The organism is Methylocapsa sp. D3K7 (assembly GCF_029855125.1).
In the GTDB taxonomy this organism is placed as follows: Bacteria; Pseudomonadota; Alphaproteobacteria; order Rhizobiales; family Beijerinckiaceae; genus Methylocapsa.
This window is the reverse complement of sequence record NZ_CP123229.1, coordinates 2,763,705-2,789,296: the sequence shown is the minus strand read 5'-3', so window position 1 is coordinate 2,789,296 and position 25,592 is coordinate 2,763,705. Positions and strand designations below refer to the sequence as shown.

The 25,592-nt window shown below is 57.4% G+C and carries 25 protein-coding genes; 13 read left to right on the top strand and 12 right to left on the bottom strand.

All coding sequences use genetic code 11. The features are described 5' to 3' along the window. Positions 1–4: 4 nt before the first annotated feature. Positions 5–448, bottom strand: a complete 444-nt coding sequence (locus tag QEV83_RS13135) for a hypothetical protein (RefSeq protein ID WP_280128173.1) — start codon at positions 446–448, stop codon at positions 5–7. A gap of 119 nt (positions 449–567) precedes the next feature. On the opposite strand from QEV83_RS13135, the gene QEV83_RS13130 reads away from it, so the two are divergent. The 3 genes from QEV83_RS13130 to QEV83_RS13120 all read left to right on the top strand — a co-directional run bounded on the left by QEV83_RS13130 (position 568) and on the right by QEV83_RS13120 (position 3,106). Beyond that, a complete protein-coding gene (locus QEV83_RS13130; RefSeq protein ID WP_280128172.1) occupies positions 568–1,986 on the top strand; it encodes a beta-propeller fold lactonase family protein in 1,419 nt (472 codons plus the stop codon). 40 nt (positions 1,987–2,026) lie between these two features. Then, complete coding sequence (locus QEV83_RS13125) at positions 2,027–2,722, top strand: hypothetical protein (RefSeq protein ID WP_280128171.1); 696 nt, start codon at positions 2,027–2,029, stop codon at positions 2,720–2,722. A 63-nt stretch (positions 2,723–2,785) separates the two neighbouring features. Beyond that, positions 2,786–3,106, top strand: coding sequence for a hypothetical protein (locus QEV83_RS13120; RefSeq protein ID WP_280128170.1), 321 nt, complete (start codon positions 2,786–2,788; stop codon positions 3,104–3,106). Positions 3,107–3,230: 124 nt separating this feature from the next. On the opposite strand, the gene QEV83_RS13115 is transcribed toward QEV83_RS13120, so the two are convergent. The 6 genes from QEV83_RS13115 to QEV83_RS13090 form a co-directional block, all read right to left on the bottom strand. Continuing rightward, the gene (locus QEV83_RS13115; protein WP_280128169.1) at positions 3,231–4,292 is read right to left on the bottom strand and encodes a hypothetical protein; all 1,062 of its coding nucleotides are present in this window, start codon (positions 4,290–4,292) and stop codon (positions 3,231–3,233) included. Between the two features lie 330 nt (positions 4,293–4,622). Beyond that, positions 4,623–4,928, bottom strand: a complete 306-nt coding sequence (locus QEV83_RS13110) for a hypothetical protein (RefSeq protein ID WP_280128168.1) — start codon at positions 4,926–4,928, stop codon at positions 4,623–4,625. 654 nt (positions 4,929–5,582) lie between these two features. After that, on the bottom strand, positions 5,583–5,963 hold the full coding sequence (locus QEV83_RS13105) for a hypothetical protein (protein WP_280128167.1): 381 nt from the start codon (positions 5,961–5,963) through the stop codon (positions 5,583–5,585). A gap of 390 nt (positions 5,964–6,353) precedes the next feature. After that, a complete protein-coding gene (sseA, locus tag QEV83_RS13100; protein WP_348273224.1) occupies positions 6,354–7,211 on the bottom strand; it encodes a 3-mercaptopyruvate sulfurtransferase in 858 nt (285 codons plus the stop codon). A 287-nt stretch (positions 7,212–7,498) separates the two neighbouring features. Further along, a complete protein-coding gene (locus QEV83_RS13095; RefSeq protein ID WP_280128166.1) occupies positions 7,499–8,530 on the bottom strand; it encodes a cysteine synthase A in 1,032 nt (343 codons plus the stop codon). A 197-nt stretch (positions 8,531–8,727) separates the two neighbouring features. Then, positions 8,728–9,327, bottom strand: coding sequence for a superoxide dismutase (locus QEV83_RS13090; protein ID WP_280128165.1), 600 nt, complete (start codon positions 9,325–9,327; stop codon positions 8,728–8,730). Positions 9,328–9,569: 242 nt separating this feature from the next. On the opposite strand from QEV83_RS13090, the gene QEV83_RS13085 reads away from it, so the two are divergent. Further along, positions 9,570–10,631 carry a hypothetical protein gene (locus QEV83_RS13085; RefSeq protein WP_280128164.1) on the top strand — a complete coding sequence of 354 codons (1,062 nt, stop codon included), beginning with the start codon at positions 9,570–9,572 and terminating at the stop codon, positions 10,629–10,631. A gap of 4 nt (positions 10,632–10,635) precedes the next feature. Here the strand turns inward: QEV83_RS13085 and QEV83_RS13080 are convergent, their stop codons facing one another. Beyond that, a complete protein-coding gene (locus QEV83_RS13080; RefSeq protein ID WP_280128163.1) occupies positions 10,636–12,759 on the bottom strand; it encodes a S9 family peptidase in 2,124 nt (707 codons plus the stop codon). 312 nt (positions 12,760–13,071) lie between these two features. Between QEV83_RS13080 and QEV83_RS13075 the strand changes: the two genes are divergently transcribed. Then, positions 13,072–13,500: a MucR family transcriptional regulator gene (locus QEV83_RS13075; RefSeq protein ID WP_280128162.1), complete on the top strand. Its 429-nt coding sequence runs from the start codon at positions 13,072–13,074 to the stop codon at positions 13,498–13,500. Positions 13,501–13,652: 152 nt separating this feature from the next. Here the strand turns inward: QEV83_RS13075 and QEV83_RS13070 are convergent, their stop codons facing one another. Next, the gene (locus tag QEV83_RS13070; RefSeq protein ID WP_280128161.1) at positions 13,653–14,090 is read right to left on the bottom strand and encodes a SufE family protein; all 438 of its coding nucleotides are present in this window, start codon (positions 14,088–14,090) and stop codon (positions 13,653–13,655) included. 102 nt (positions 14,091–14,192) lie between these two features. Further along, positions 14,193–14,453 (bottom strand): hypothetical protein, encoded by a 261-nt coding sequence (locus tag QEV83_RS13065; RefSeq protein ID WP_280128160.1) that lies wholly within the window; start codon positions 14,451–14,453, stop codon positions 14,193–14,195. Positions 14,454–14,504: 51 nt separating this feature from the next. Here QEV83_RS13065 and QEV83_RS13060 point away from each other — a divergent pair, with 51 nt between their 5' ends. The 4 genes from QEV83_RS13060 (at position 14,505) to QEV83_RS13045 (ending at position 18,014) form a co-directional block, all read left to right on the top strand. Continuing rightward, the gene (locus QEV83_RS13060) at positions 14,505–15,845 is read left to right on the top strand and encodes a PAS domain-containing sensor histidine kinase (protein ID WP_280128159.1); all 1,341 of its coding nucleotides are present in this window, start codon (positions 14,505–14,507) and stop codon (positions 15,843–15,845) included. Further along, positions 15,838–16,551 (top strand): peptidoglycan-binding domain-containing protein, encoded by a 714-nt coding sequence (locus QEV83_RS13055; RefSeq protein WP_280128158.1) that lies wholly within the window; start codon positions 15,838–15,840, stop codon positions 16,549–16,551. The genes QEV83_RS13060 and QEV83_RS13055 overlap by 8 nt, the downstream gene beginning before the upstream one ends. A 199-nt stretch (positions 16,552–16,750) precedes the next feature. After that, positions 16,751–17,173: a DUF3775 domain-containing protein gene (locus tag QEV83_RS13050; protein WP_280128157.1), complete on the top strand. Its 423-nt coding sequence runs from the start codon at positions 16,751–16,753 to the stop codon at positions 17,171–17,173. A 181-nt stretch (positions 17,174–17,354) separates the two neighbouring features. Further along, positions 17,355–18,014 (top strand): DUF938 domain-containing protein, encoded by a 660-nt coding sequence (locus tag QEV83_RS13045; protein WP_280128156.1) that lies wholly within the window; start codon positions 17,355–17,357, stop codon positions 18,012–18,014. Positions 18,015–18,018: 4 nt separating this feature from the next. On the opposite strand, the gene QEV83_RS13040 is transcribed toward QEV83_RS13045, so the two are convergent. After that, positions 18,019–18,936 carry a GNAT family N-acyltransferase gene (locus tag QEV83_RS13040; protein ID WP_280128155.1) on the bottom strand — a complete coding sequence of 306 codons (918 nt, stop codon included), beginning with the start codon at positions 18,934–18,936 and terminating at the stop codon, positions 18,019–18,021. A gap of 189 nt (positions 18,937–19,125) precedes the next feature. Here QEV83_RS13040 and QEV83_RS13035 point away from each other — a divergent pair, with 189 nt between their 5' ends. The 4 genes from QEV83_RS13035 to QEV83_RS13020 all read left to right on the top strand — a co-directional run bounded on the left by QEV83_RS13035 (position 19,126) and on the right by QEV83_RS13020 (position 23,867). Next, on the top strand, positions 19,126–19,950 hold the full coding sequence (locus QEV83_RS13035; RefSeq protein ID WP_280128154.1) for a lysophospholipid acyltransferase family protein: 825 nt from the start codon (positions 19,126–19,128) through the stop codon (positions 19,948–19,950). A 382-nt stretch (positions 19,951–20,332) separates the two neighbouring features. Further along, complete coding sequence (locus QEV83_RS13030; protein WP_280131057.1) at positions 20,333–21,559, top strand: aminotransferase class I/II-fold pyridoxal phosphate-dependent enzyme; 1,227 nt, start codon at positions 20,333–20,335, stop codon at positions 21,557–21,559. A 121-nt stretch (positions 21,560–21,680) separates the two neighbouring features. Further along, positions 21,681–22,835 carry a hypothetical protein gene (locus tag QEV83_RS13025; RefSeq protein ID WP_280128153.1) on the top strand — a complete coding sequence of 385 codons (1,155 nt, stop codon included), beginning with the start codon at positions 21,681–21,683 and terminating at the stop codon, positions 22,833–22,835. A gap of 24 nt (positions 22,836–22,859) precedes the next feature. Continuing rightward, on the top strand, positions 22,860–23,867 hold the full coding sequence (locus tag QEV83_RS13020; protein WP_280128152.1) for a fatty acid desaturase: 1,008 nt from the start codon (positions 22,860–22,862) through the stop codon (positions 23,865–23,867). Positions 23,868–24,132: 265 nt separating this feature from the next. On the opposite strand, the gene QEV83_RS13015 is transcribed toward QEV83_RS13020, so the two are convergent. Continuing rightward, positions 24,133–25,479, bottom strand: a complete 1,347-nt coding sequence (locus QEV83_RS13015) for a glycosyltransferase (protein WP_280128151.1) — start codon at positions 25,477–25,479, stop codon at positions 24,133–24,135. Positions 25,480–25,592: the final 113 nt, after the last annotated feature.

Genomic DNA, 25,592 nt, shown 5'->3' with positions numbered 1-25,592 from the left:
GCATCTATTGCGCCTTGCTAGGCGTGGCGGTGAAAACGCCGCCGAAAATTTCGGGGCCGTTTTGGATCTCGTAAGCGTAATGTCCGCCCTTGTAGAAGAGATTTATTTTTGAGCCGCCGCTCACATCAAAGGCGAAACCGCCTTTGTTGAGCCTGTTTTCTCCAGGGACCAGGACATTGTCATTCCAGCCTGGCGGCGAGCAACAGGAATGAAGCGGCGCCAAACCTGTGATCGAGGCGCCGTTCCAAGACCCGGTGGCGGACGTGATCGCATAAGACCCCGCCACAAGATCCTTAGTGGTTAGCGTGCCCGCCGCTTTGATATGGGTGTCAGCGTTGATGTAGGACCAGTTCCAAAGCATATCGGCTGCGGCGTCCGCTGGCCGCGCGGCACAGAGCATCACCAGGAAGGCCAGGATTTTCCAACGGCCGCTTGATTTCGCATTCATGGATTTTCTTTCGTGGAAAGTGGCGCAATCCGTCCTTGCCGCATGAGATAGGATTTGCAAAGCTGCTCATCTCACGCCAGACGTTTTTTTGTAAGAGTCTTTGGGGGAGGAAGCGAGTAATGATCAAGGCAGGTTATGGCCGGCGCGCTTTGAGGGACCGTGGTGTCCCGGCCCTCTTCGCCCTTATGGCGATGGAAATGGGTATCTTGACGATGCCCTCGACGGCGGCGGCCTTTCTCTATGTTGCGAACACGGGCGCCAACACCGTGACAGTGTTCGACACGGCCACAAGCCCTCCGTCGTTGGTTGCCACCGTGCCGGTCGGAACAAATCCCGCCGGTGTTTCCCTATCGCCGGATGGTAAACGGGTATATGTCGCCAATACGACTTCCAACAACGTTTCAGTGATCGACACGACGACAAGCCCGCCGTCTGTGATTGCCACAATCCCAGTGGGGACTTCTCCATCCGTGCTCGCCGTCACCCCGGACGGCAATCGTGTCTATGTCGTGAACCAATTCTCGAACAATGTTTCGATCATCACAACAACCACGGCGCCGCCGTCGGTGATTGCGACGATCCCTGTTGGGGCCTTTCCCAATGGTGTCGCGGCAGGAGCTGCGGGAAACCGCGTCTATGTCGCAAATTCGGTCTCCGGTACGATCTCGGTGGTCGACAACGCCCTGACGCCGCCGGCCGTGGCCTCGACAATTGGAGTCGGCGATTTGCAGCCTTTTGGTGTTGCCGTCACGCCGGATGGGAAGAACCTCTATGTCACACTCAACGGCGAGAACACCGTCTTGGTGATCGACACGACCAAGACTCCCCCGCCCCCCGGCCCGAAAATCGGGGTTGGGGCGTTTCCTACCACGGTCGCCATTAGCCCAGACGGCACCCGTGCCTTTGTTGCGAACAGTGGCTCCAGCACTGTTTCGGTGATCGATACAACGACGGCCCCTCCGTCTGCGCTTTTCATGATCCCGGTGGGACCGAGACCCAACGGGATCTCCATCACGGCGGACGCAAAACGCGCCTATGTCGCCGACTCGACTTCCAATACCATCTCGGTGATCGATATACCGGTACCCGCTTTTGTCACTGGCCCAGGCCCAGTCGGTGTGGCACTTGCTGAGCCGGCCGTCTGTGTGCTTTTTCTGACATTCAACCCGACGCTTTCCGTTGTCCTCGGTCATACCGCGAACACCGACAACTATAATTTTCAGGCCAGCTTCACCGTCGGCAGCGCCGCTCCTTCTATCAATCCTCTGACTCAGCCGGTTACCATTCAGGTTGGCAACTCCAATCTGATTATCCCACCCGGCTCCTTTAAGCATAATGATGCAGGGTACACCTTCACGGGTGTGATCAACGGCGTGAGCCTGAAGGTGCAGATCACGCCGAACGGCACATTGCGCTATACCTTTTCTACGACGGCAACTGGGGCCAATTTGGCCGGGATCAAAAATCCGGTTCCGGTGGGGCTGACGATTGGCGGCAACTGCGGTAAAGCCTCGGTCACGGCCAAAATTACGCCCTAGGGATAATATTGGCCGATGGAATTTGGAATGACCGGGGCATATGTTGGAATCAAAGCGATTTGCGGGTCTCACCACCCGTCAGTGCGTGAGCACTCACAAGGAGCGCTGTTTTGGAGCCTCAATCGCGGTGCTCGCGGTTGCTCTCACGGTGATGCCGGCAACAGCGGCACCCTTCGCCTATATCACCAACGAGACCTCCAACATCGTTTCGGTGATCGATACGGGCGCAACACCTCCCGCTGTTGTACACACCGTCCCAGTTGAATCTTTTCCTTTTGGGGCGGCGGTCACGCCGGATGGCAAACATGTCTATGTCACGAACGGGCAATCCAATACGGTTTCCGTGATCGACACGACAACAAACCCTCCATCCGTAAAAGCTTCAATCGGGGTGGGCGAGGCCCCGTTTGGGGTTGCTGTCACGCCGGATGGGAAAAGCGCCTATGTCGCGAATTTTTTCTTCAACACCGTTTCCCTGATCGACACGACCACGGCCCCCCCATCCGTGGCAGCCACAATCAAGGTGGGAGCTTCACCCTACGGGGTCGCCGTTGCGCCTGATGGGAAGCTTACCTATGTCACGAATTTAAACGATAACACGGTTTCGGTGATCGACACATCCACCAATCTGGTGGTGACGACAGTGCCGGTAGGGAATGCTCCCTTTGGCGTCGGGATCGTCACGCCGCCGGCTGGGAGTTCTGGGTGCCTGCCCTTCCTGACCTTCAATCCGTAGCTCGCGATCATCCTCGGCAAAACGCCCAACACGGGCAGTTTTACACTCAAGTCGAGTTTTACCTTGAGCAACGCCGCTCCCGCTATCGATCCCATTCACAATGCGGTCATCCTCAAAGCCGGCACTTCGACCACCGCCATCCCAGCCGGGTCCTTCACGGCGGCGGAGACTGACCTGAAAGGGCTCAACCGGTTCCTGTTCAATGGAATCGTCAACGGCACGGCCTTGAACGTGCTCATCGAACCTACGGGAACGCAACGTTATGCGATAACCGCCCGCGTGCAAGGCACCAATATCAGCGGGACCAAAAACCCCGTCCCGGTCACGTTGGCGATTGGCGGCGATTGCGGCCAAGCCTTGGTCGCGGCGAAGATCACGCCCTGACGTTGAGGAGGTCAGGGAATGGATTGCTTCGTATGGAGCGCGGATCGCATCCCCGAAGCGAATTTTTCGTCACCGTAATGCTTGGCCGCCCGCCTCTCTCTTGCTGCCCTTCACTCCGTTACGATTACAAGATGTCGCCGGCTCCAGAGAAGGTGACCTGAAGTGTATTCGAAATCGGGTTGCAATTATCTTGCGGCTGTTGAGGGTTGTTAATTCCGCAGTAATAAATACCCCCCGTCGTCAGTCCATTGGGTGCGGATGGTCCCCCCTGACTCATGGGCCAGAAGAAGGCTTGGTAACAATCGGGAGTATTGCCTGAACAATTATTGTGAGCCAGCGGCTGGCCTGACGAAAATTGTGCTGCCGTAAAACCGCACTTATCGGGGAAGCCAATCCCCAATTTTTTGCTACCCTTGCATGTAAAGGTCTTGTGGCCGCCACAGGCGAGCACCACACCAAAATTATAAGGAACACCCTGCAGGGCTTTGCAGTATGTTTGGCTTGTCATCGGTCCCGTATTGTCAGGAGGAAGCTGACTGGGGTTCAACTGATTATAATAGTAGGGCCCACCAGGGATGGTGCTTGTCTGTTGGACGCTTGCCGCATAGGTACACCCTCCCCATTGAGGATCGTTGCACCCGATGCCTTTGTTTATCCCGCTCGTTGGGAGAGTTTGAGGGATCATGGTGATATCGTAATTGACCCCGGAAGCCGATGTGCCTCCTGTGCCCAACTCAACAACAGTGATAAGATTTGCCAATCCGTTTGAGCAATTATAGTAAAATCCTCCCGACGGCGGTGTCGTAGAGGCTTGCGACGGCAAGATGGAACACATCTGATATGATTTGATGAAATTCCAATTTACCGTTGCTTGACAATAGTCGTTATTATTGACGATGAGATAATTTCCATCCGGGGTTAAAGTGCACGGTTGATTATGTGAATTTGTCCAGCCCGGAACGGCTGGAGATGAATATCCGACAACATTCGCGAGCTGGACAGTGCCGTTTTGCGTAAAGCCAACGTAAAGCCTAACTCCACCTTTATTACTTACTTGAAGTTTTTGAGTGAAATCAGCGGCTGGAAAAGCTTCAACAAAACTATTTCCGCAGAAGAAACTTAACAACAGTGCGATAAAAGCCACGGCCCAGTTTGGAAGCGTCGTTGTCTGTCTGCCCGATAGCATGGTTGCCCTCCCATTGTTTATTGTGCGGGCAGTATTTTCGATGCTCCGAGACGTGCTCCCTGAAGAAAAGCCAAATCGTTCCGCGCAGCATCCCCATTCCCTACCACCCGGTAATTAGTGAGTGGGAATAACTTATCACTTACATTAATTGCCAATTAAAAGCAAATACAAGCGCCTGCTGAGATCGGCAGCGTTGGCAAAAGCAAGTCTTTCAGCGAAACTGTCATACTCCACTTGCGGCGCATGCTCGCCGAGCGGTTTCGATCTGTCTTGATGGAAATTGCGCGATACGCGGCGCTATTTTCCCCGCGGGCTTATCCAGCAGTGGGGTCAGGGCTTGGCGCTGGCCGAGACGTTTTCACACATGAGATCCTTGCGGGCGATCCAGCCCATAAATCCTATGCATGGGACCTCGACACGCGACCACAGCCCATCCTTGGATTGGCCGCCAACCCGGACGATTCCCGCCGCGTCCGATGTCACGCGGCCGTTTGGCGCGTCCCGGACATCCGCTACGAGCGGAACGACGGTGCAAAGGCTCGCGGACTGGGGCCGCGCCTTGCATGCGCGGGCCGGAATGCTTGAGGTGGCCAGCAAGGCCAGGGCGGCCGCAAGACAGAAGACTCGCCTGCTCATATCATCCCTCCGCCGCCCTTCTTCACATGTCTGAAACGAGCGTATCTGAACTGTGAAGTCAAGGGTCAGTTTTGTCACGCCGCATGTGCATCTAAACACCGCGTTCCCGCATAACATCGCCGCGGTAGAGGCACACAAATGTTTGATAACAACGAGTCGTTAGCGGAGGGCGTTTTTGGGTAGAAAATTGTGGCGATCTATGTTGCGGCGGTATACCGCGCACGTTTATGGGGTGCTTGCCTCATTAGGACTTGCCGCGGGATATTTTCTGGCAGTCCTTTATGGACTCGTTGGGATCGTTATGCCGTCAATTTTTGTAACCGCCGTCATGATTGCCATCGCGGTCATTCAGTTGTCTAGCCGGATGCCAAAATTAGCCGAGCAGCCAATTTACGTACGATGACTCCAGGCTCACTCCAACCATCCCACACCGAGCGAACGAGGAAAGACGAGCTATTTCGCCGAATGTCCACTAACGGCTTGCTCAACTTGCGATAGGCATACCATTCCATAAACCGTCTTCGCCTCCCCACGACAATTGCATTCAGACGAACTCCAAGCCGGCGGCCGGTCCTTCAATCCAGGCATCGGGAATCACAGAACGCAGACCCGCCGCGCAGATGTAAGCCACGCAGCGGGTCCAGTCATAAATGCTTAGTCGATTGTTTCGAGAACGTCCTGGCGTTCGCGGACAATCTCTGGCTTCGCCAACTCGACCAGCGTGACGCCGACGCCCGAGCCCAGTAACTGCAAGGAAATTTCCTTGCCGTTGTCGAACTTGACGCCATCACGGTACGCGCCGTGTTCGAGCCGTGCGAAGACCACGTGCTCTTCGTCCTTGACGGCGAGGCGGGTTTGCAGATCGCTCGATATTCCTTCGAGCTTAAGGTGCGTATCATATTGAACACAGACGGCCGTCGTGCAATCACCCGGTGCCGCGAGTCCTATGCTTCCCGAAGGAAAACGGGTGGTCACATATTTCTCGGACTCGCGCGCAGGCCTTGAGGCGTACATTTCAAGCGAATAGTCACACATTTGTGTCACTCCTATTGTCTCGAGACGGTTGCATCCCCTTCCGTACGTTGCCGAACCTGGCGCATAAAAGATGCTCGCCATGAATGGCTTCGGAGCTAGGGAATTGGTAGCCCCCCAAGAAGGGAGGGGAAGCGTGGAAGCCTCTCGGGGCCAGCAGGCTCGATCCTTGAGAAATACGCGCGCGGCGCGCCGGACCTTGCCACATCCGGCGGCCGCCGGATGCTCCACTTAGACGACGAACGCTCAAACCAAACTAAGGTTTCAAGGGCATTCGCGTATTTAGCATGCTACCGCAACCTTATATAACGTCAAGTCTTTTTGCTGTGGAGGCAAACTTTACTGTGAGCATTTAGAAGTTGCCAAGTCTTGTTCTCATTTGGCAAGGAATTGTTAACTTTCATTTGCCGCCAGCGGCAGATCGCGCCGGGCGCCCCACTCGGCCCATGACCCATCATATAACGTCACATCGCGCTTGCCGGTGGTAGCCAAGGCGAGCAACAAAATCGCAGCCGTCACACCAGAGCCGCAGGTCGTGATCACGGGGCGGGTAAAGTCGACGCCTGCTTTCTCCAGAAGCATTTTGGTTTCGTCTTGCGGCTTGATTTCGCCCGCCACGACCACCTCCCCCCACGGCAAATTGAGGCTTCCGGGAATATGGCCCGAGCGCAATCCCGGGCGTGGCTCGGCCGCCTTGCCGCTGAACCGCGCGGCCGCGCGCGCATCGAGAATCTGCGCGGCACCCGTTTCGCTGGCTCGCTGCACTTGTGCGGCATCGGCGACCGCTGCTTTGTCGAAATGCACGGAGAATGGCCGGGGTTGCCGCCGCACGGGACCTTGTTCCAGGGGACGGCCTTCAACCTTCCAGCGCGGCAAACCACCCGCCAGGATTTTTACATCGGCCGCGCCGAATGTCCGCAAGCTCCACCAAACGCGGGCACCGCCCTGCAAGTTGGAAGAGTCGTAAACGACAAAACGCATGTTATCGCCGAGTCCGAGTTCTTCCATCGCGCGGGCGAAGTCTGCGGGCTTCGGCAGCATGTGCGGCAAATCCACCGTGTGATCGGCGATCGCGTCGATGTCGAAGAAGACCGCGCCTGGGATATGCACCTCAAGATATTCCGCCTTGGCGTCGCGTTTGTCGGCGGGGAGAAAAAATGTGGCGTCGATGACCGCCACGCCGGGCGCATTAAGATGCTCGGCAAGCCACGCCGTCGAAACGAAGAAGGACTCTTGAGGGATTGCTGTCACAGCTTGGCCTCTCTCATCATGCCGGGTCCCGCTGCAAGCGCGGCCACCCGCATTTCTCTTCACAAAATATCAACGGAATCATGTCAGTTTTCATGGCTTACCGGATGTGTCTTTAGCTTACCGAATGATGGCGTTCCATGTTCCGCAACCAAGAATTTTATCCGGCGGCGGCTTTCGTGATCTGGGCGGCTTCCATCTGCGTCGTCATTCTCTATTATGGCTGAGCGATCATTTGGCGCAGCTTGAAGTCAACAAAGCTGGGCCGCTTTGCAACATGCCCCGGCACGTCAAACGAAGTCAGGTTTGATCGACGGCTTGCGTTCCATCCAGCCCGGGACCGGCAGATTTTTTGAACGCAGAAAGGCCGGGTTGAACAATTTCGATTGATAACGCGCACCAGAGTCACAGAGGACGGTTACAATCATGTGGCCGGGTCCAAGCTCCTTGGCGAGCCGAATCGCGCCCGCCACATTCACGCCGGACGAACCGCCGAGCAGCAAGCCTTCGTGTTCGGCGAGATCGAACAGAATAGGAAGAGCTTCCTCGTCCGGGATTTGATAGGCGATGTCGACCGGGGCATCCTCGAGATTGGCGGTGATGCGGCCTTGGCCAATGCCTTCGGTGATCGACGAGCCGGACGATTTCAGTTCGCCGCTTGTGTAATAGGAATAGAGCGCCGCCCCCAAGGGGTCGGCGATCGCGATTCTAATGTCCGGCTTCTTAGCCTTCAGAGCCAAGGCGACGCCCGCCAGCGTGCCGCCGGTTCCAACCGAGCAGGTGAAGCCATCGATCCTACCTTCCGTTTGCGCCCAAATTTCTGGGCCGGTGGTCTCGAAATGGCCTTTGCGATTGGCGACATTGTCGAATTGATTGGCCCAGATCGCGCCTTGCGGATGTTCCTTGGCAAGCCGTAAGGCAAGGCGGCCAGAGAGCTTCACGTAATTGTTGGGATCGGAATAGGCGACCGCCGGAACCTCGATCAGTTCGGCGCCTTGCAGCCGCAGCAGATCCTTCTTTTCCTGACTTTGGGTGTCGGGAATGACGATCACCGTTTTGTAACCCAAGGCATTGGCGACGAGCGCGAGTCCAATGCCCGTGTTGCCCGCCGTGCCTTCGACGATCAATCCGCCCGGCCGCAAGCTTCCCCCCGTAACCGCTGCGTTGACAATCGCGAGGGCGGCGCGGTCCTTGACCGACCCCCCCGGATTCATGAACTCCGCTTTGCCCAAAATCGTGCAGCCGGTCAGATTCGAGGCCGCCCGCAATTTGATAAGCGGAGTATTTCCGATTCCTTCGATGACATTCGCCGCAATACTCATTCAGGTTTTTGTCTCCGCCAGTGATTTCCAAGATATACGGCCCGCCAGCAAGCTCTGTCGAGCACTGGGATTCTGGGGAACCAAAAGAGAAGAGAATTTGCGCAACGGCGGCGCGGCAGGAATTTTATTGCTCACCCCCCAAACACGCCGGAAATTTTTTCCGGCGCGGCGGCCCGGCTGCCCGCGAGTGGACGCGCCTAAGAGAGCGCTGCGGCATAACGCTCCGCGACATATTCCCAATTTACCAGATTGTCGACGAACGCTTTGAGGTAATCAGGCCGGCGATTGCGATAGTCAATGTAATATGTATGTTCCCAGACATCGACTGTGAGAATCGGGACACCTCCCGAGATCAGTGGATTTTCGGCGTTCCCGGTCTTGGCGACGGCGATCTTGCCATCCTTGACCACGAGCCAAGCCCAGCCGGACCCGAACTGAGTGGTGCCCGCCTGCACCAAGTCCTGTTTGACCTTTTCGATCGAACCGAATGATTCAATGAGCGCCTTTTCAAGCTCACCTGGAACTTTGCTGGCGCCACCTGGCTTGATTGATTTCCAATATTCCGAGTGATTATAATGCTGCGCTGCATTATTGAACAAGGGAACGTTTTTGCCGTAACTCTCCTTGACAACATCTTCCAAGGACTTGCCTTCGAGACCGCTGTCCTTCAGAAGATTATTGGCGGTTGTCACATAGGCCGCATGATGCTTATCGTGATGAAACTCGAGCGTCTCCTTGGAAAGATAAGGCTGGAGTGCCTCGTAGGGATAGGGAAGTTCGGGCAAGCTGAACGGCATCTGGGGCTCCTTGTTTGAAGTCTTTAGGGTGGCACCGCCATGGGCGCCGCATAAGGTAACAGCCTTTTGCATTGCGGCAACCGATTCCGCAGAGGGAAGTTCCGCGTGGTTTGGTTTACGACACCCCGGCAGCTGCATTGGACGGACGATGCAACACCAGGGCCGAAACCTGGATTTCGGGAGTACGGGTTTGATCACGTGAGCGAGCGGCGGTTCAACTCAAAGGCTGAGGCTTTGGAAAAATGAGCTATTTGGTCCTTGGTCTAGGCGTTTTCCTTTCGCTGGGCGGCGCGATCGCATTTTACACCGGCTATGGAATCATCGAGGTCGAGCGCGGCTGGGCGAGTGTAATCGCCGGTTCGGTGGCCTTTTCTTGCGGTATCGTGACGGTCGCGCTCGGACTGATCCTGCACAGGCTCGCTCGCCTGCCAGCTTTTCTCAATGCCGGGCAAGGAGTCACACCGCGGCTAAGGGAACTTGCGTGGCGGACGGATGATGAGCAGCCCTCTGATATCCAGAGCGAATCGTCGTTTGGACCGCAGTCCGCGGCTGTTCCGTCTGTCGCAGTTGCGCCAATTCCTTCCCCGCGAAGCTGGGCGAAACGGCCCATCCGATCGAACCTCACGGCGGCGCGCAGCTTCCTGAAGCCACGCGGCCATGTGCCTCCGGCGCGAGGACTCCCCGAGGCGGAGTATTCCGCGCAGAAAGCGCCGCCTTTTTCCCACGGTGGAGACCTAAATCAAGCCGGGCCGGAGCCGGCCTTGGAGCCAGAATTCTTCATCCCCCCCGCGGTCGCGATGAAGGAGGCTGAAACGGAAAGCGAAACTTGGACTTCTTTCGCTCACGCGGAAAAGCCTGATCTCTTCGATACCGCTCCAAATGAGAATATTGCCGCATCGTCTTTCGAAGAGCCGTTTCCAGAAATACAAGACAAACTGGGTAAGCCCCAGGTTCAATCTGAGCCAGGAACAAGCTGGCCCTCCGAAACGGTGGCGATCGAAACGATCTTCGAGGAAGAACTTTTTATCGAGCTGCACAGGAAACCCGAAAAACGCGCGGGTGAGCCCGCGTCTTCGCCCGCCATGCTCCCCCAGCAACCACCGCCAAACGCGCCGCAATCCATCACGAGCGGCGGCCAACAGGAACTGGCGATCGTTGGTCAATACCAATCGGCGGGAACCTCTTATATTATGTATTCTAACGGATCCATCGAAGCGCGGACCGAACATGCGGTCTTCCATTTCAAATCCATGACGGAGCTGAAAGCCTTTATGGACTCGGAAGCTCGAACTTCAAAAGAATAGCAGTCTAGGGAGCCGCCGGCTGGCCCTCGACGCAGCTGACGGCGAAGGCGTATTGCAACGCCAATTCCTCCAAATGATCGAGCCGTCCCGGCGCCCCGCCATGTCCCGCGCCCATGTTGGTCATGAGCAGGATCGGACTGTTCCCCGTCGTCAAGGCGCGAAGTTTTGTCACCCATTTCAGCGGCTCCCAATAGGTCACACGCGGATCGGTGAGGCCGCCGAGCGCCAGAATCGCCGGGTAAGGCTTGGCTCCGACATTGTCGTAGGGCGAGTAGGCGCGCATCGCCTCGAAAACCGCCGGGTCGGTGCCCGGATTGCCCCATTCCAGCCATTCCGGCGGCGTCAGGGGCAGGTTCGCATCAAGCATGGTGTTCAAGACATCGACGAAGGGCACATCCGCGATGATTCCAGCGAAAAGTTCGGGAGCAAGATTGACGGCGGCGCCCATGAGCATCCCCCCCGCGCTGCCGCCCTGCGCCACGATCCGCCCCGCCCGCGAATAGCCAGTGTCAATGAGATGTCTCGCGGCGCTGATGAAATCGGTAAAGGTATTTTGCTTTTTCATCAGTTTTCCATCGGTATACCAATGCCAGCCCTTGTCGGTGCCGCCGCGAACATGCGCGATCGCATAAACAAAGCCGCGATCGACGAGACTGAGACGGGCCCCCGAAAAGGATGCCGGCACATGCGAGCCGTAAGCGCCATAGCCATAAAGCAACAGAGGCGCGGATTGATCCAATCGCAGTCCGGCGCGGTAGAGGAGCGAGATGGGGATTTGTTCGCCATCGGGAGCGGTGGCGAAAAGACGGCGCGTCACATAGCGGGACGGATCGTGCCCCGAGGGAATGATCTGGCGCTTGCGGAGAACCCGTTCGCGGGTGGCAAGATGATAATCATAGGTTTCCCACGGCGTGGTCATCGATGAGTAATCAAACCTCAGCGTATCGGTTTCATATTCAAGCCGATCGTCGAGGCCGAGCGAATACGCCTCTTCCGGGAAAAAGATCGAATGCTCTTCGCCGCTTGCGAGATACCGGATCACGATGCGGGGAAGCCCTGAGTCGCGCTCGATACGCACAAGGTAGCCAGGATAGACCGCGATCTTGATCACCATCCGGCCCCGCCGGTGTGGAACTTCATCGCGCCAGAGGGCTTTGCCGGGCGTCGCCAGCGGCACGCTCATAATTTTGAAGTCTTCGGCATCCCCAGCATTGGTGCGGATGAACAGCCGGTCGCCATGATGTTCGACATCATAATGGAGACCCGGCGCGCGCGGTTCGACAAGGTTTGATGTTGCGTTTGCCTCCGTCAGATCAATCAGATGAATCTCGGATGAATCGTGATCTTCGACGCTGATAATCGCGAAGCGACCCGATTGGCTGCGCCGGAGATGAATGAACAACCCTGGGTCGTGTTCCTCGAAGACGCGGACATCGCTCGAGGGATCGCTGCCGAGTCTGTGCCGGAATATCTCGGCCGGCCGGTGATTTTCGTCGGTGCGGATATAGTAAAAGCCGGCAGAATCCGCCATCCATACAAGACTGCCATCCGTATCGTGGATGATTTCCGCACAGTCCTCCGCTTGTGCGGCACCAAGGTCGCGTATTTTGATCGTATACAGCTCCGAGCCCGTCTCGTCGGCGCTCCATGCGAGCTTGCAATGATCCGGCGAATGGATGGCAGCCCCGATGTCGAAAAAGCTCTTGCCCTCGCCAAGTGCGTCGCCATCAAGGAGAATTTCAGGCGCCCCCCCGGTGCCCGCGACCCGGCAAAAGACCGGATACTGCCCCCCTATATTGTGACGGCTATAGTAGAGCCACGGCCCATCTTGCCGGGGAACTTCGGAATCGTCCTCCTTGATCCGCCCGCGCATCTCCTTGAAAATCTCCGCCCGCAATTTGGCGGCCGGCGCCAGGATCGCTCGGGCATAGCCGTTTTCCGCCTCGAGCACGGCACGGATATCGCCGGAGAGCGCGGCGGGATCGCGCAAAACGTCCTGCCAGTTGGCAGCCTTGAGCCATCCATAGTCGTCGCGGAGCGTGACTCCGTGAAGATTTGTGGCCGAAGGACGCTTTTCAACCGGAAACGGCGCCTTTTCCTGAGACATCGGCCAATGAAGCTTGCTCATTCATCTCTCTTGATTGAGAACAGGGTAGCGTCCGCCGCAAATAGCAAGCAGGGAGCCATTGCGGTTGCGTTATTGCTACGAGATTCAATTTTTTCAACGTTTTTTTTATTTAATTCAATAAAGTGTAGTGTTGCTACTTGCGTAATCTCCATGTTGCATTTAGAAAGGGCCGAAGTTCTTGAAAGTTGATTCGAAAAAATCGCTTAAAAGAGCTTATGTTTGGCCGGTCTTGCCGCGATGAGTATATATAGCTCATCCTTATTCAATCCGCATACTACCGGCGGCACCTTTTATTCGGGGATATCGAGCGCTATGAGCGAAGTCGCGAGTTCCAACAGTTATCTCGAGCTAGCCGCAGATATTGTTTCTGCCTATGTCAGCAACAATTCGGTGCCGGCGAATGATCTTCCATCCTTGATCAGCGACGTACACTCGGCATTGCTGCGGGTCACCACGGGAACGGCTGTTGTGACGTCTGAAGCGCCGAAGCCAGCAGTGCCCGCCAAGAAATCAATCACCCGGGAATTTCTCGTTTGTTTGGAAGATGGCCGGAAATTCAAGTCGTTGAAGAGGCATCTGCGGACCCAATACAATATGTCTCCAGACGAATACCGCGAGAAATGGGGTCTCCCCTCGGATTACCCAATGGTCGCGCCCGATTACGCGAAGGCGCGTTCAAATCTTGCCAAACAAATGGGTCTGGGCCAGCAACGCCGGCGGACGAGCAAATCTCGCGGATAGTATTCCGTCGTGGCTGGGATTGACCCGGACTTCCGGACTAGGATCGGCGTGTGCCGCCGGTTCTCCTGCTCGAGGAGAACCGCCCGTACGCTGGGGCTATATTCGGAAATTTGCTCCCTGGCCCGCCGCTGGCAGTCATCAATAGGACGACCTTACAGGGCTGCGCGGGCATCGCTCTTGATACGCTCGACCATGGCATGCACGCCATTGGACCGCTGGGGCGTCAGATGCGTCGAAAGGCCCAAAGTTTCGAATAGGCCCTCCGCATCGGCAGCCAGGATTTGGGGTGCCGTCTGGCCTGAATAAAGCGCGATCAAGAGTGCCACCAGGCCCCGCACAATGTGGGCATCGCTGTCCCCTTTCAAATGGAGGACGGGGCTGCCGGAATCATCCTTCCCGACGCGCGACTCGAGCCATACTTGACTGACGCAGCCCCGGACCTTGGTGCTGTCATTATGGGCAGCGTCATCCAACGGCTCAAGACCGCGGCCAAGTTCGATCAAATAGCGGTAGCGATCCTCCCAATCGTCGAGGTAATTGAAGTTTTCGACAATTTCATCAAGTGCCGCAGCAGTCGGAACGACCTCCATAGCTATCCTATCCCATCATACCCGCCGGATCCGGCGTTAAACCGCGCTGCCGCTTGCTTGTTCCGAAGTTAGCGAACTTGAAAAACACCAGGGATCCATTGTTCATAAGTAGGCGTTTGCCCCCGATCCATCAACCGTCCCAGCGATTGCGTGGCCATCTCGCCGCTCCGTTAAGTGTCGATTAACCATGATCGCAAGTGGAGTGCGGAAAACACTCTTGGATTGATCAATTTGGTCCTTGTGCGCAGAAGGTTTGGCAACATCTTCTACACCATAGGGAAATTTTTTGGCCTTTAAAGCGGTGCAGGCCTGGCTTGGTTCGGATTGAAGGGGATTGATTAACAACCCTCTGGCACGCTCCATGAGCCCTCGAATCCCTAAGTCTGGATTTGGACAGGTGTGCGGCGGAGTTTCATGTTGAGTTTGCTGCCGATCATGATCACGGCGACGGCCATCGCGACAATCGCGGGGATTGGCTTGGTCTGCCGCTGGCGGCTTCACCGCTTCGCGGAGCAAGCCAGGGCCGGACGCTATGACAATCTCGCAGATGCGGCCGGCGCCCTCGTCATCCGCTGCGGCCGCTCCGGCTCGGTCAAGTCGGTCAGTTCCAATTGTGAGTCATTGTTGGGTGTGCCAGCAAGTGAATTGATGGGACGTGGTTTTTTCGAACGCGTCCAGGTCGCCGACAGACCGGCCTTTCTGAAGGCGATTTCGGACGCCCGGGCGGGCGCTGTTACAGTCAGCGCGGCTTTGCGCTGGCGCGGTGCCGTGCGCGTCGATCGTGGGGATTACGCCGAACCTGTTTTCCTATGCCTCGAGCTGCGGGCACGCCGTGGCGGTGACCTTGCCGCCGGAGGAGGGCATGGGATCGATGACGCCATCGCGATCATCCGCGACGTGACACAGGAAAAGCAAACCGAGGCGGAACGCGATGAAGCCCTCGCCGCGGCCCAGGAAGCAGCACTCGGCAAGGACTATTTCCTGGCTCACGCGGGCCACGAATTGCGCACGCCACTTAACGCGATTGTCGGATTTTCTGAGTTGCTCGCCAATCCGCCCTTGTCACTGCCCGATATTGAAAAGCAACGCGAATACGCAAGAATCATTCACCAGTCGGGACTGCATCTTCTGGATGTCGTCAATTCGATCTCGAACATATCGAAAATCCAGTCCAACTGTTTGGCGGTCGAGCGCGAGCCCTTCGCCGTCGCGCCGCTGATCGATCTGTGTTGCGACATGGTGAAACTGCATGCCCAAAAAAGCGGGGTCGAGCTGCTTCGCGCCTATCCGGAAAATCTCGCCGAGATCACTGGCGATAGACGTGCTTGCGCACAGATCCTCGTCAATCTGCTCTCCAATGCGATCAAGTTCACCCCTCCCAATGGCACCGTGACAATCAGTGTCCGGCCCCAGCCACAAGCCCTCCAGATTGTGGTCGCAGATACCGGCATAGGTATCGCCGAACATGATCTCGCCCGCCTTGGCGATCCCTTCTTTCAAGCCAAAACTTCCGGCCGGACTCAGAACGGTTCCGGCCTTGGTCTGTCCATCGTGCGCGGCCTCGTCGGACTTCAGGGGGGCACAATCGCGGTGGCGAGCAAGCCGGACAAGGGAACGAGTGTTCATATCCTTCTGCCGCTCGACGGGGTTGCCGCCAAGAGCGGCATGCCCGCCAAAATACAAACTGTCGCGGATTTGCCCAGATCAGACAGGCACGACCCGCACAATCACATGACGGTGCAGAAAATTGCGTGAAGCCTTGGCCACCGCCGATCACGACTTTGTTTTGCGCGAACCGCCGGCGAAGCAGCATCGCATCCGGGATGCCCTCCGGAAGGTGCGAGGAGGCCATTTCAGGCGGACTGCACGGCGCGGCCGGCGCTATATGGGCATTCTCGCCGCTATCTGTCTCGGCGGAACCATGGTTGCCGTTCTCTTAAATGCGCTCGCCTGGCAGAAGAGCCGCCATCCGGCACCGCTTTTCTCGCACGCCCGCCCGGCGGTCCCCGCGAAGGAGCCAAGGGTGATTGAGATGAGCGCAATTCCCCCAGCGCGGCCGCAGCCAGCCGCATCCGTCGCCCCGCCGCGTGAAAAGCCTATGGAAAAGCCATCGCTTGAAACAGGGCAGCCTCACCAAGCTCATGCCAATACGCCGCCCGTCACGCCGCATGATGAAATTACAGAACTCTTGAGCGCACCACCCGCAGCGAAATCTCAACCTGTTCCGCGCGCTCAACCGGCTACGGCGGACCACACGCCCGTCAGCCCCAGCAAGCCGGTGATGGCGGCCCAGCGCGCGCTCGTCAAATTAGGCTTTGTGCTTACCCCTGACGGTGTGGCCGGGCCAGCAACACAGCGGGCGGTCGAGCGCTACGAGCGTGATCACGGGCTTCCGGTGCACGGCATTTTGACCCCCGCGCTGATTCGCCGGCTAAGCACGGAAACCGGCGGTAATCCCTAATCGAAACCCGCGGCGGACGGCGGCCAATCGCCGTCCCATCCGGTTAGATACGCCAAACACCCCACTCCCAAGTCCGCTCAGCGGACTCGACAATCCCGAAAAGCGTCCCAGATATGACCTGGCTCTTTTGAGGGGACCGGCGCTGTCCATGCCGCTGCCCGCATAAGCGTTTTTGCCGTGCTTCCGGTTGAGGTGAACGATGTCAAAACCTCCTCCCAGTTTGACGATCGCAACCGAAAAAATATGTTTCCTGATCATCAAGGCCCGCGAATTCGATGTGAAGGATGCCGTCACAGATCCCGATGATGGATCCAACGCGACGGACGACGGCATGATATCCGTCCTCGAAGATCACGGCGACGATCCCGCTGGCGACGAGATCCGGGGGATGATTGGCGCGATGAACGAGGATGAACAAATTGATCTCGTCGCTCTCTCCTGGCTCGGGCGCGGCGATGGAACCATCGGTGATTGGGATGAACTCCGTGGCGAAGCCGCGCGGGCCCATAACAAACGCACGGCCGCCTACTTGCTCGGTATTCCCCTCCTCGCTGATTATTTGGAGGAAGCCTTGGCGCAGTTCGGCTTATCTTGCTCAGACGTTGAGATGGATCATTTATGATCCATCTCCCGCAGCTTAGAATATGGTAGAATAATTGACGGTTTCTATAGACTAATACTAGATTCCAGTCGGCTGGAATCTAAGAACGACGATTTTGGCCAAGTTACCGCTCGCGCCCGAGCTTGCGGTGGCTCTTCATCTTTGGCTATGAGATAATATCAAACGTTAATTGGAGTACTTCATGACGGGCGTGCGGTCCTTTATCGACCTTTATCCTCTAAGCTCCTACGTGGATTGGGCCGCAAAGCGCAACCGCGACCCAATTTTGGATGTCTTCAAGCAACTTTTTCCACCCTCTGGCGACGTTCTCGAACTCGCGACCGGCAGCGGCGTACATATCAATTATTTCGCGCCACATTTTCCGCATATCCGGTTTCAACCATCCGATTACGACAAAGGCGTGTTTGCGGCGGTCCGCCAAATGCAAGCCGACAGTGCCAACGCCAATGTCTGGGACCCCGTCCATATCGACCTCACTCGCCCCGAGTCTTGGCCGGACGCGAAGTTGCATCGCTACGATGTCATCTTTGCCATCAATCTGTTTCAAGTCGCGCCTATCTCGGTCGCCGATGGCGTGATGCAAATCGCCGCGCGTGTTCTCAAGAATACTGGATTTCTTGCGATTTATGGGCCGTTCAATGTCGATGGAAAATACACCGCGCCGTCCAACGAGGCTTTTGATCAAGAGCTTCGCGCGTCGAACGCTCTCGAATGGGGATTAAAGGACGTCCGGGATGTTGAGAAAGCCGCCCGCAATCACGGCCTTGTCTTGACACAACAGTTGGCTTTGCCCGCCAACAATTTCATGCTTATTTTCGGTCGAGCGCAATCCCGGTCTTAGCGGCTCACGCAACATAACTATCCGGCATCTCCATTGGGCCTCCATAATAGTCGATATAGCGTTCTTCCAAATCGGCCAGGGGCAAAATCGTGAAGACGTCGGTGGTCCGGAACTGCGCGTCGACTACCGCACCATCACCGAATTTCGCCCCTGCCCGCAGATAAGCCTTGAGAAGCGGCGGCAGCGCCGCCACGCCTTTGCGTGCGTCGATCGCGTGGCCTTCCGCGAATGTCATGTGGACCCCCCGCCCCTTGAGCGGGCGGACTCTCCATACCCCCGACGCCAGGGCGTGGCGGTGCAGGAAACCCAAAGGCGTTGCGAGCGCATGCGGATCGACCCCCGGCAGGCTGGCGCAGCCAATGAGCACGTCGATACGATGATGTTTCGCATAAGCCCATAAGCCGCGCCACAACAGCTCGATGACGCGCTTCGATCGGTACTCCGGATGGACGCACGAGCGGCCGAGTTCTAAGAATTTCTTGCCGGGATGGCGTGCGAGCAAAGGCGCGATATCGAACTCGGTTTGGCTGTAAAAGCCTTGATGGCGGGCTGCGGTGTCCCCGCGAAGCAGACGGTACACGCCAACGACTTTCGGTTTTTTGCGGCCAAGGCGATTAAGCTTTTCTTTGTCGATAACAAGTAGATGATCGCAGTATTTATCAAAGGGACAGATGTCCCTGCGTGTCAGCGCGGCAGTTTGGTAAGGAATGGCCTCACCTTCTTCGTAAAAGACCTTATAGCGAAGCCGTTGCGCTTTACGGATGTCCCGGTTCGCCACCGCCAGCCGGATTTCGTAAGGACCAAATCGCCCCAGCACCGCTGGCAAGCCGGACAAATCGCGCGCCATGCGGCGGGGTCTGATGAAGGAAGCCGTGTGCCGGATGGCCTCGCCGAAACCGGAAGGCGTCGCTATGTTCCACATGAACCGTCGAATCTCTGAAGGGAGCTGCGTGTGTTTCGAATCTAAAAACTAGACACGAAGGTTTGATGACGATTTGGGGAAAGCTCCCGATGCAAAAACCCGCTGCGGCGCTGTCATCAAACTGCAGGCAAGCGATTCTACAAAGGGGCGAATCGCAATCTGACCAAGCTGGCCAACCTGCGGCACATCATGGCATATCTTCGCGTCACGGCAATCCTGCTCGCCATGCTCGTGTTCTTGTGTCTTACGCCTTTGCAGTGGGTCGCGCTGCGGCGGCGCTGGCCGCTGCGCCGCTGGTTTCCGGTCGCCTTCGGCCGAACGCTCACCAATTTGCTGCGGCTAGATGTTTGCGCCCAGTGCGCGGCGCCGCCGGAATCGCATCCGCAAGACCCCCGTCTTATCGCCGCCAATCACGTCTCTTGGCTTGACATTCTGGCATTTTGCAGCGTCGAGCCGGTCTGTTTTTTGGCCAAGCGCGAGATCGGCGCGTGGCCGCTCATTTCCACTTTCGCACGGCTGCAGGAAACCGTGTTCGTCGATCGTCAGCGACGCCGCGCGATCCCCAGCACCAATGCGGCGATGGCGCAAAGAATGCTTTCGGGCCGCCCCATGCTGCTCTTCCCGGAGGCCACGACCGGCGACGGCACGGCGCTTCGCAAATTTCATAGCTCGCATTTCGCCGCCGCGCGCGATCTTCTCTCGGCCGCGAGCGGCGTTGAAAGAGTCTTGGTGCAGCCGGTCGCGATCCGCTATTCGACACCGGCAGCGGCATGGTTTGGGGATGCGACCTTGCTTCCGCACATTTGGTCGGTCTTGAAGGGCGAGCCAATCCGCTGCGATCTCATCTTCGGCAAGCCATTCCCCTATGAACGGGGAGATGACCGCAAAATTGCGGCCAGCCGCGCCGCCTCGGCGGTCGCCTTGATGCTCGCCTCCAAGACGCGCGTGCCCGAACCGGACCAAGCAGAAGGCGCGGGGATACCAGCCCTCGATGCGGTCCCAGGGAACGCTTGACGCTGGACTTTGGCGGGCTATCCGTCCGTCATGAATTGCCTCACATCCTCATCTTGGTGATTCGGAGGCATCCGACCCGCAAAACACGATCTCCTTGCGCGGCACTTGCCGGGCCACGAAGCAGTCATTGTTACGGTTTGTAACCGGAATTGAAAGAATGCGGTAAGCTTTTGATAAGAAAGTGGGTATTGTATTCCCCAACAGGCTGCTCCGAGTGTTTTGCGGAGTTATGTACCGATCCCCTTTTGCTCGACGCGGCGCATGATGCTATGCCACGATTCGCCTATTGCTTAACTGAATGCGGCTGCGCCGCACCAAACGCAGCCGTCTCTATGCCAGACTTTATAAATTCGTGACCCCATCTGGACCTCCGAATACGCAAGTGCAAAAGACCCACAGCCTCGCCGATTATGCAACGAAGCGATTCCGGCTCGCCGGAAAGGCGTATCTCGACCTCGGCGACCCGTTTTTTGCGCCAATAGACACTTTGCGGCGTGAAGCTGAGTTAAACGGCCGTCGATTCGTCAGTTTCGCCAATTATGACTATCTCGGGCTCGCCTCGCACCCCTCGATCGTCGCGGCGGCGGCGACAGCGATGAACACCCTGGGGATCGGTGCCCTCGGCTCACGCCTCGTTGGCGGCGAGCGTTCCTCGCATCATAATTTGGAGACGGGCCTCGCCAAATTCCTCGGCGTCGAGGAGGCTTTGACGCTGGTCAGCGGCTATCTCACCAATGTGACGACCATTTCGCATATCCTTGGATCGCATGATGCGCTGTTCATCGACGAATTGTCGCACAATAGCATTGTGAGCGGGGCCAAAAGCACAACGGCCGAAACCATCGTTTTTCGCCACAATGATCTCGACCATCTGGATTTTCTTCTGCGCGAAAAGCGCGCCAACTACCGCAATACGCTGATCGTCGCCGAAGGCCTCTACAGCATGGATGGCGATGTCGCCGACCTTGCGGGGCTGGTCAGTCTCAAGGAACGGCATAAGGCCTGGCTGTTGATCGACGAGGCCCACTCGATCGGTGTCTTGGGGAACGAGGGGCGCGGTCTTTGGGAACATGCGGGGGTTGATCCGCAGCAAATCGATCTGATTATCGGCACATTATCGAAGACCCTCGTCTCTTGTGGAGGGTTCGTCGCCGGTAAGCAACCGGTGATCAATTGGCTGCGCTATACTTTGCCTGGGTTCGTTTATAGCGTCGGCCTCTCGCCGGTCATCTCGGCGGCGGCGGAGACCGCTCTCCAATTGATGCAAGAAGAGACGTGGCGCATCGAACGGCTGCGCCACAATGCCGAACTGTTCATCGATTTCGCGCATGACGCGGGGCTCGATACCGGACCTGCCATCGGACGCGGTGTCGTGCCGATCCTTTTCTCCGACAGCCTTGAGACGCTGGCGGCGTCCAGCCATTTGATGGACAATGGCTATTACGTGCCGCCGATCATCCAAATCGGTGTGCCAAAGGATCAGCCGCGTCTACGTTTTTTCATTTCGGCCAAGCACACGGAAGCAGAGATCAGGGGTGTGACGGAACTGCTGGCAAAGCGGCCAACCCAGCGCGAGGCTCCGGCACGTTCGCTCAGCGCGGCCAGCTGACGGCGGCGCTTCGTTACAGTTGGGCGCCGCCTCAACCGCATCCATGCTTTCTTGATGCACTTTGCTCGAAGTTACACCCGGACCTCGGCGTGGCGCGCGGGCTCGAAACAAGGCCAGGCCAATGGACGGAAATAGAGACGAGATCGAGATCATTCCAGTCAATGGGCTGGCAAACTTTTTCGCGTTCTGCCGTCTTCCCCGGCTCATTTATGGCGATCAGCCAGGCTTCGCGCCCCCCCTCGATGCCGAACGCTGGACCATGTTCGCGCACAAGCTCAATCCGCATTTCAAGCTTGTCGAATCGCAAGCCTGGCTCGCCCGCAAAAATGGCAAACTTGCGGGACGGATTTCGGCTCAGATCTACAACGAAGCCTATACGCCGCTTGGGGCGTCCCGCGCGCAATTCGGCTGCCTCGACGCCATCGACGACGACGCAGTTGTCGCGGCTTTGATAAGAGCCGCCGAAAATTGGCTGCGCCAACGCGGCGCGGCGGTTGTGCATGGGCCGTTTTCGCCCTCCATCTGGAGCGAATGCGGATTGCTCGTGCAAGGGTTTGAAGCCGCCCCCATGGTGTTCATGCCCTGGACTCCGGCCTATTTGGTCAATTCCTTGGAGCGCCAAGGCTACACAAAAGCGCGAGACCTCATTTCCTACCGCTATGACGTCGGTGAGAAAGACCGGAAGGCAAGCCCAAGAATTGCTGAGCGGCCCGAATGGCGCGAGCGGCTCAACATCCGGGCGCTCGACTTGAAGAACATCCGCAAGGAAGCAGAGATTATCATCGATATCTTCAACGATGCCTGGAGCGAGAATTGGGGATTTGTGCCTTTTACGCTCGCCGAGTTCATGTCGAGTGCCGATGCGCTGAAAATGGTGATGCCGCCGGAGGGCGGTTTCATGATCGAACTTGATGGGGTGCCGCAGTCCTTCGGCATTATCTTGCCGAACCTGCATGAGGTGACGGGTGATCTCGGCGGCCGCTTGTTCCCGTTTGGCCTTCCGCGTCTTATATCAAGGATCAGGAATCACAGCTTTGTCTCTGGGCGGCTTGCCCTATTTGGCATCCGCCGCGCCTTGCACCGCAAGGCGGCGGGCGGAGCGGTCATTCTGGCATTCATCGAGGAAATGCGCCATCGCAGCAAATCGAGTTCGTTCGAACATGTCGAATTCGGCTGGGTTTTGGAGGACAATTTCGGCATGCGGCGGCCGATCGAACTGTCCGGTGCGAAAATTGATAAGATTCATCGCATCTATGAGAAGAGTCTCGCGGCGTAATGCTTTGAGAAGGAAAGACGGCACATGCGCATAGAAGCAGTTGAACGAAGGCCTGCTGGCCGGATCGGCTCCAGCGCACAGAACTGGTTCATTCCAACCGATTTGCCGCGTCCGCACCCGCTGCGCCGGCGGGCGATCTTGGCAGCCCACCCGGAAGTCGGAACTTTGATCGGGCACGACCCGCTCACGGCGGCAATCACCCTCGCGGTTGTCATTGGGCAAGTCTTGATCGCGGCAGTGTTCGGCTACCTTGGTTTCTCCTATTGGTGGGCGGCGCTCATCGCTGCTTTTTGCATTGGCGCCTTCGCCAATCACGCCATGTTCGTCGTCATCCATGACGCGACCCACAATTGCATCTTTAAAGCCAATGACGCGAACAAATGGGTCGCAATTCTTGCCGACTTGCCGAACACTTTTCCGACCGCGATGGGCTTTCGCTGCTATCACATGAAGCACCATTCGCATCTTGGAGATTACAATTACGACGCGGATTTGCCGAGCCGCTGGGAAGCCAATCTGTTTGGCAAAAGCGTACTGGGCAAAGCGGCCTGGATGTTTCTTTTCCCTGTCTTCCAACTCACCCGTCTTGGCCGCCTGAAGGGCACGGTGCCGATGTGGAGCCGCTGGACCTTCATCAATGCCGGCTGCGTGTTCCTTTTCGACCTCATCATTTTGATGTGTTTCGGCCCGAATGCGCTTTTCTATCTCTTTGCGTCATTCTGGTTCTCGGTTGGCGGCTTGCACCCCCTCGGCGCCCGCTGGCTGCAGGAGCATTTCACCTCCGATCCTGCCCAAGAAACCTTTGGCTATTATGGCCCGTTGAACCTCATCGCGCTCAACATCGGCTATCACAACGAGCATCATGATTTTCCCGATGTGCCATGGTCGCGCTTGCCGCAGCTAAAGCGGATGGCGCCGGAATATTACGATGGGCTGAAAACCCACAAATCCTGGGCCAATTTATTGCTTACGTTCATCTTCGACCCGCAATTTACATTGTACACGCGGGTCGATCGCAGCGCCGGGCGCTGAGAACGGCTGGGCTTGCCGGTCGCACTTTTCGTTCTGCCCGAGCTTGCCCGAAACGCCTCGGCACGCCGCGCCTTTTCGATGCCGCCGATATCCTTGCGGATTTTTTGATGGGTCACGAACGCTTGGTCAAGACGAAGCCCCAGGCTAAGGCCGATGCCAATCGCCAATCAGAGAGGGGCGTTGAAGCTGTTGCTGCTTTCTGAATTGGGTAGGGCTGATGACACAACGGAAACGGCCCGCCACCAGGGGCGGGCGGCGACAGCGATCAAATCAACGCGGAACCGGATTGCGCCTCATTGAGCTGCTGGTCGTTCGCTGGCAGAACATCGAGGAAAGGCGTCGTCTTCGGCGTGCGTTTCCAGGTTTCGGAGGCCCCGAAAACCGTCTTCAAAATGGATGGCGCATTTGAGACGCTGAGATAGATCATCAAGGGCACCAGCGATCCGAGGGTCGCAAGATAGCGCCAAACCGAACCTCGCCCCAAAATGACATAGGGAACAAACGTCATGCCGATGCCGACGATGAGGATCAACGCTGCGATCGTCTCGACAATCGGCGCGTAAGGGGCGAGGTCGCCGCCGCGAATAAAGGCGCAAAGTGCCAGGGTGATGCAGGCAAGCGCGACACACGGATAGAATGTCTGGATCAGAATAAGGAAGGCCGCCGAGAGCTTGCGCCATACCGGCCATTCGGCCGCCCAGACCTCGCTCAACAGCTTGCGGGCGACCTGCACAAAGCCGTTGGACCAGCGCCTCTGTTGCACTTGCCAATGCGAGACCTTGTCCGGAACCAGGCCAGGGACCGCCGGTTCCATCGAAAAAAGTCCGTGCCATCCGGCGATTTCGGCGCGAATGGTCAGATCAAGATCCTCGCAGAGAGAATCCGCCGACCAGCCCCCCGCCGCCGTTATCGCGGCGCGCCGCCAGACCCCGCCAGTGCCGTTGAATTGAAATAGCCACCCGGCCCGGAAGCGCGTCGCCTGTTCCATCACGAAATGTGCATCGAACATGAGGCCTTGCGCGCGGGTGAGCCAATTTGTCCGGTAATTGGCGAATTCACAGCGCGATTGCACGAAGCTCGCATTTGGATCGGCGATCAATGCCGGGATGACGGCCCGTAACCAATTGGCGGGCGGCCGGAAGTCGGCGTCGAGAATGGCGACAAAAGGAGCACTGGATTGCGCCAGGCCCGCATCCAAGGCGCCCGCCTTGTAGCCACGCCGCGCCATCCGGTGAAGATGCGAAATATCGAAACCCTGACCCCGCAAGGCGCGGACAGCAACATCGGCAATCGCCGCCGTGCCGTCGGTGCTGTCATCGAGAAGCTGAATATGAAGCCGGTCTTTCGGCCAATCCAGCGCGGCGGCAGAGCGCAAGCAATCGGCCACCATGGCAGGCTCATTGAAAACCGGGATTTGCACCAAAACATGGGGCAAGTCCGCGTCTTGGAGAACCGGAGCGTAAAGCCGCTTGCCGAGCAGGAAGCCGGAGGCCTGCTCGAAAATATTGATCCCGATCAGGATCAAAAAGCCGCCGCCGACGAACAAGAGCCCGCAAAAGGCGGCGACCAAGCCGATTTCGCATAAAACCCTGAAGAGTTCCACAAAACTCACTGGTCCATTACCCCTGTGATGCGGTCACATGCAGCCCGGGCGGCCGCACGGCAGGTCGATGCAAGCAACGAGTCCCTTAATGCAGGCCATAAGGATACACTCTACTCAAGCTT

What these genes read in the sequence shown, in the direction of transcription:
- QEV83_RS13095 (WP_280128166.1), bottom strand. Translation starts at nt 8,530, where the DNA reads ATGAGTATTGCGGCGAATGTCATCGAAGGAATCGGAAATACTCCGCTT.
- QEV83_RS13035 (WP_280128154.1), top strand. Translation starts at nt 19,126, where the DNA reads ATGGCATATCTTCGCGTCACGGCAATCCTGCTCGCCATGCTCGTGTTC.
- QEV83_RS13020 (WP_280128152.1), top strand. Translation starts at nt 22,860, where the DNA reads ATGCGCATAGAAGCAGTTGAACGAAGGCCTGCTGGCCGGATCGGCTCC.
- QEV83_RS13045 (WP_280128156.1), top strand. Translation starts at nt 17,355, where the DNA reads ATGACGGGCGTGCGGTCCTTTATCGACCTTTATCCTCTAAGCTCCTAC.
- QEV83_RS13085 (WP_280128164.1), top strand. Translation starts at nt 9,570, where the DNA reads ATGAGCTATTTGGTCCTTGGTCTAGGCGTTTTCCTTTCGCTGGGCGGC.
- QEV83_RS13040 (WP_280128155.1), bottom strand. Translation starts at nt 18,936, where the DNA reads ATGTGGAACATAGCGACGCCTTCCGGTTTCGGCGAGGCCATCCGGCAC.
- QEV83_RS13135 (WP_280128173.1), bottom strand. Translation starts at nt 448, where the DNA reads ATGAATGCGAAATCAAGCGGCCGTTGGAAAATCCTGGCCTTCCTGGTG.
- QEV83_RS13060 (WP_280128159.1), top strand. Translation starts at nt 14,505, where the DNA reads ATGTTGAGTTTGCTGCCGATCATGATCACGGCGACGGCCATCGCGACA.
- QEV83_RS13130 (WP_280128172.1), top strand. Translation starts at nt 568, where the DNA reads ATGATCAAGGCAGGTTATGGCCGGCGCGCTTTGAGGGACCGTGGTGTC.
- QEV83_RS13070 (WP_280128161.1), bottom strand. Translation starts at nt 14,090, where the DNA reads ATGGAGGTCGTTCCGACTGCTGCGGCACTTGATGAAATTGTCGAAAAC.
- QEV83_RS13110 (WP_280128168.1), bottom strand. Translation starts at nt 4,928, where the DNA reads ATGAGCAGGCGAGTCTTCTGTCTTGCGGCCGCCCTGGCCTTGCTGGCC.
- QEV83_RS13115 (WP_280128169.1), bottom strand. Translation starts at nt 4,292, where the DNA reads ATGCTATCGGGCAGACAGACAACGACGCTTCCAAACTGGGCCGTGGCT.
- QEV83_RS13080 (WP_280128163.1), bottom strand. Translation starts at nt 12,759, where the DNA reads ATGAGCAAGCTTCATTGGCCGATGTCTCAGGAAAAGGCGCCGTTTCCG.
- QEV83_RS13025 (WP_280128153.1), top strand. Translation starts at nt 21,681, where the DNA reads ATGGACGGAAATAGAGACGAGATCGAGATCATTCCAGTCAATGGGCTG.
- QEV83_RS13105 (WP_280128167.1), bottom strand. Translation starts at nt 5,963, where the DNA reads ATGTGTGACTATTCGCTTGAAATGTACGCCTCAAGGCCTGCGCGCGAG.
- QEV83_RS13065 (WP_280128160.1), bottom strand. Translation starts at nt 14,453, where the DNA reads ATGGAGCGTGCCAGAGGGTTGTTAATCAATCCCCTTCAATCCGAACCA.
- QEV83_RS13090 (WP_280128165.1), bottom strand. Translation starts at nt 9,327, where the DNA reads ATGCCGTTCAGCTTGCCCGAACTTCCCTATCCCTACGAGGCACTCCAG.
- QEV83_RS13050 (WP_280128157.1), top strand. Translation starts at nt 16,751, where the DNA reads ATGTCAAAACCTCCTCCCAGTTTGACGATCGCAACCGAAAAAATATGT.
- QEV83_RS13075 (WP_280128162.1), top strand. Translation starts at nt 13,072, where the DNA reads ATGAGCGAAGTCGCGAGTTCCAACAGTTATCTCGAGCTAGCCGCAGAT.
- QEV83_RS13125 (WP_280128171.1), top strand. Translation starts at nt 2,027, where the DNA reads ATGTTGGAATCAAAGCGATTTGCGGGTCTCACCACCCGTCAGTGCGTG.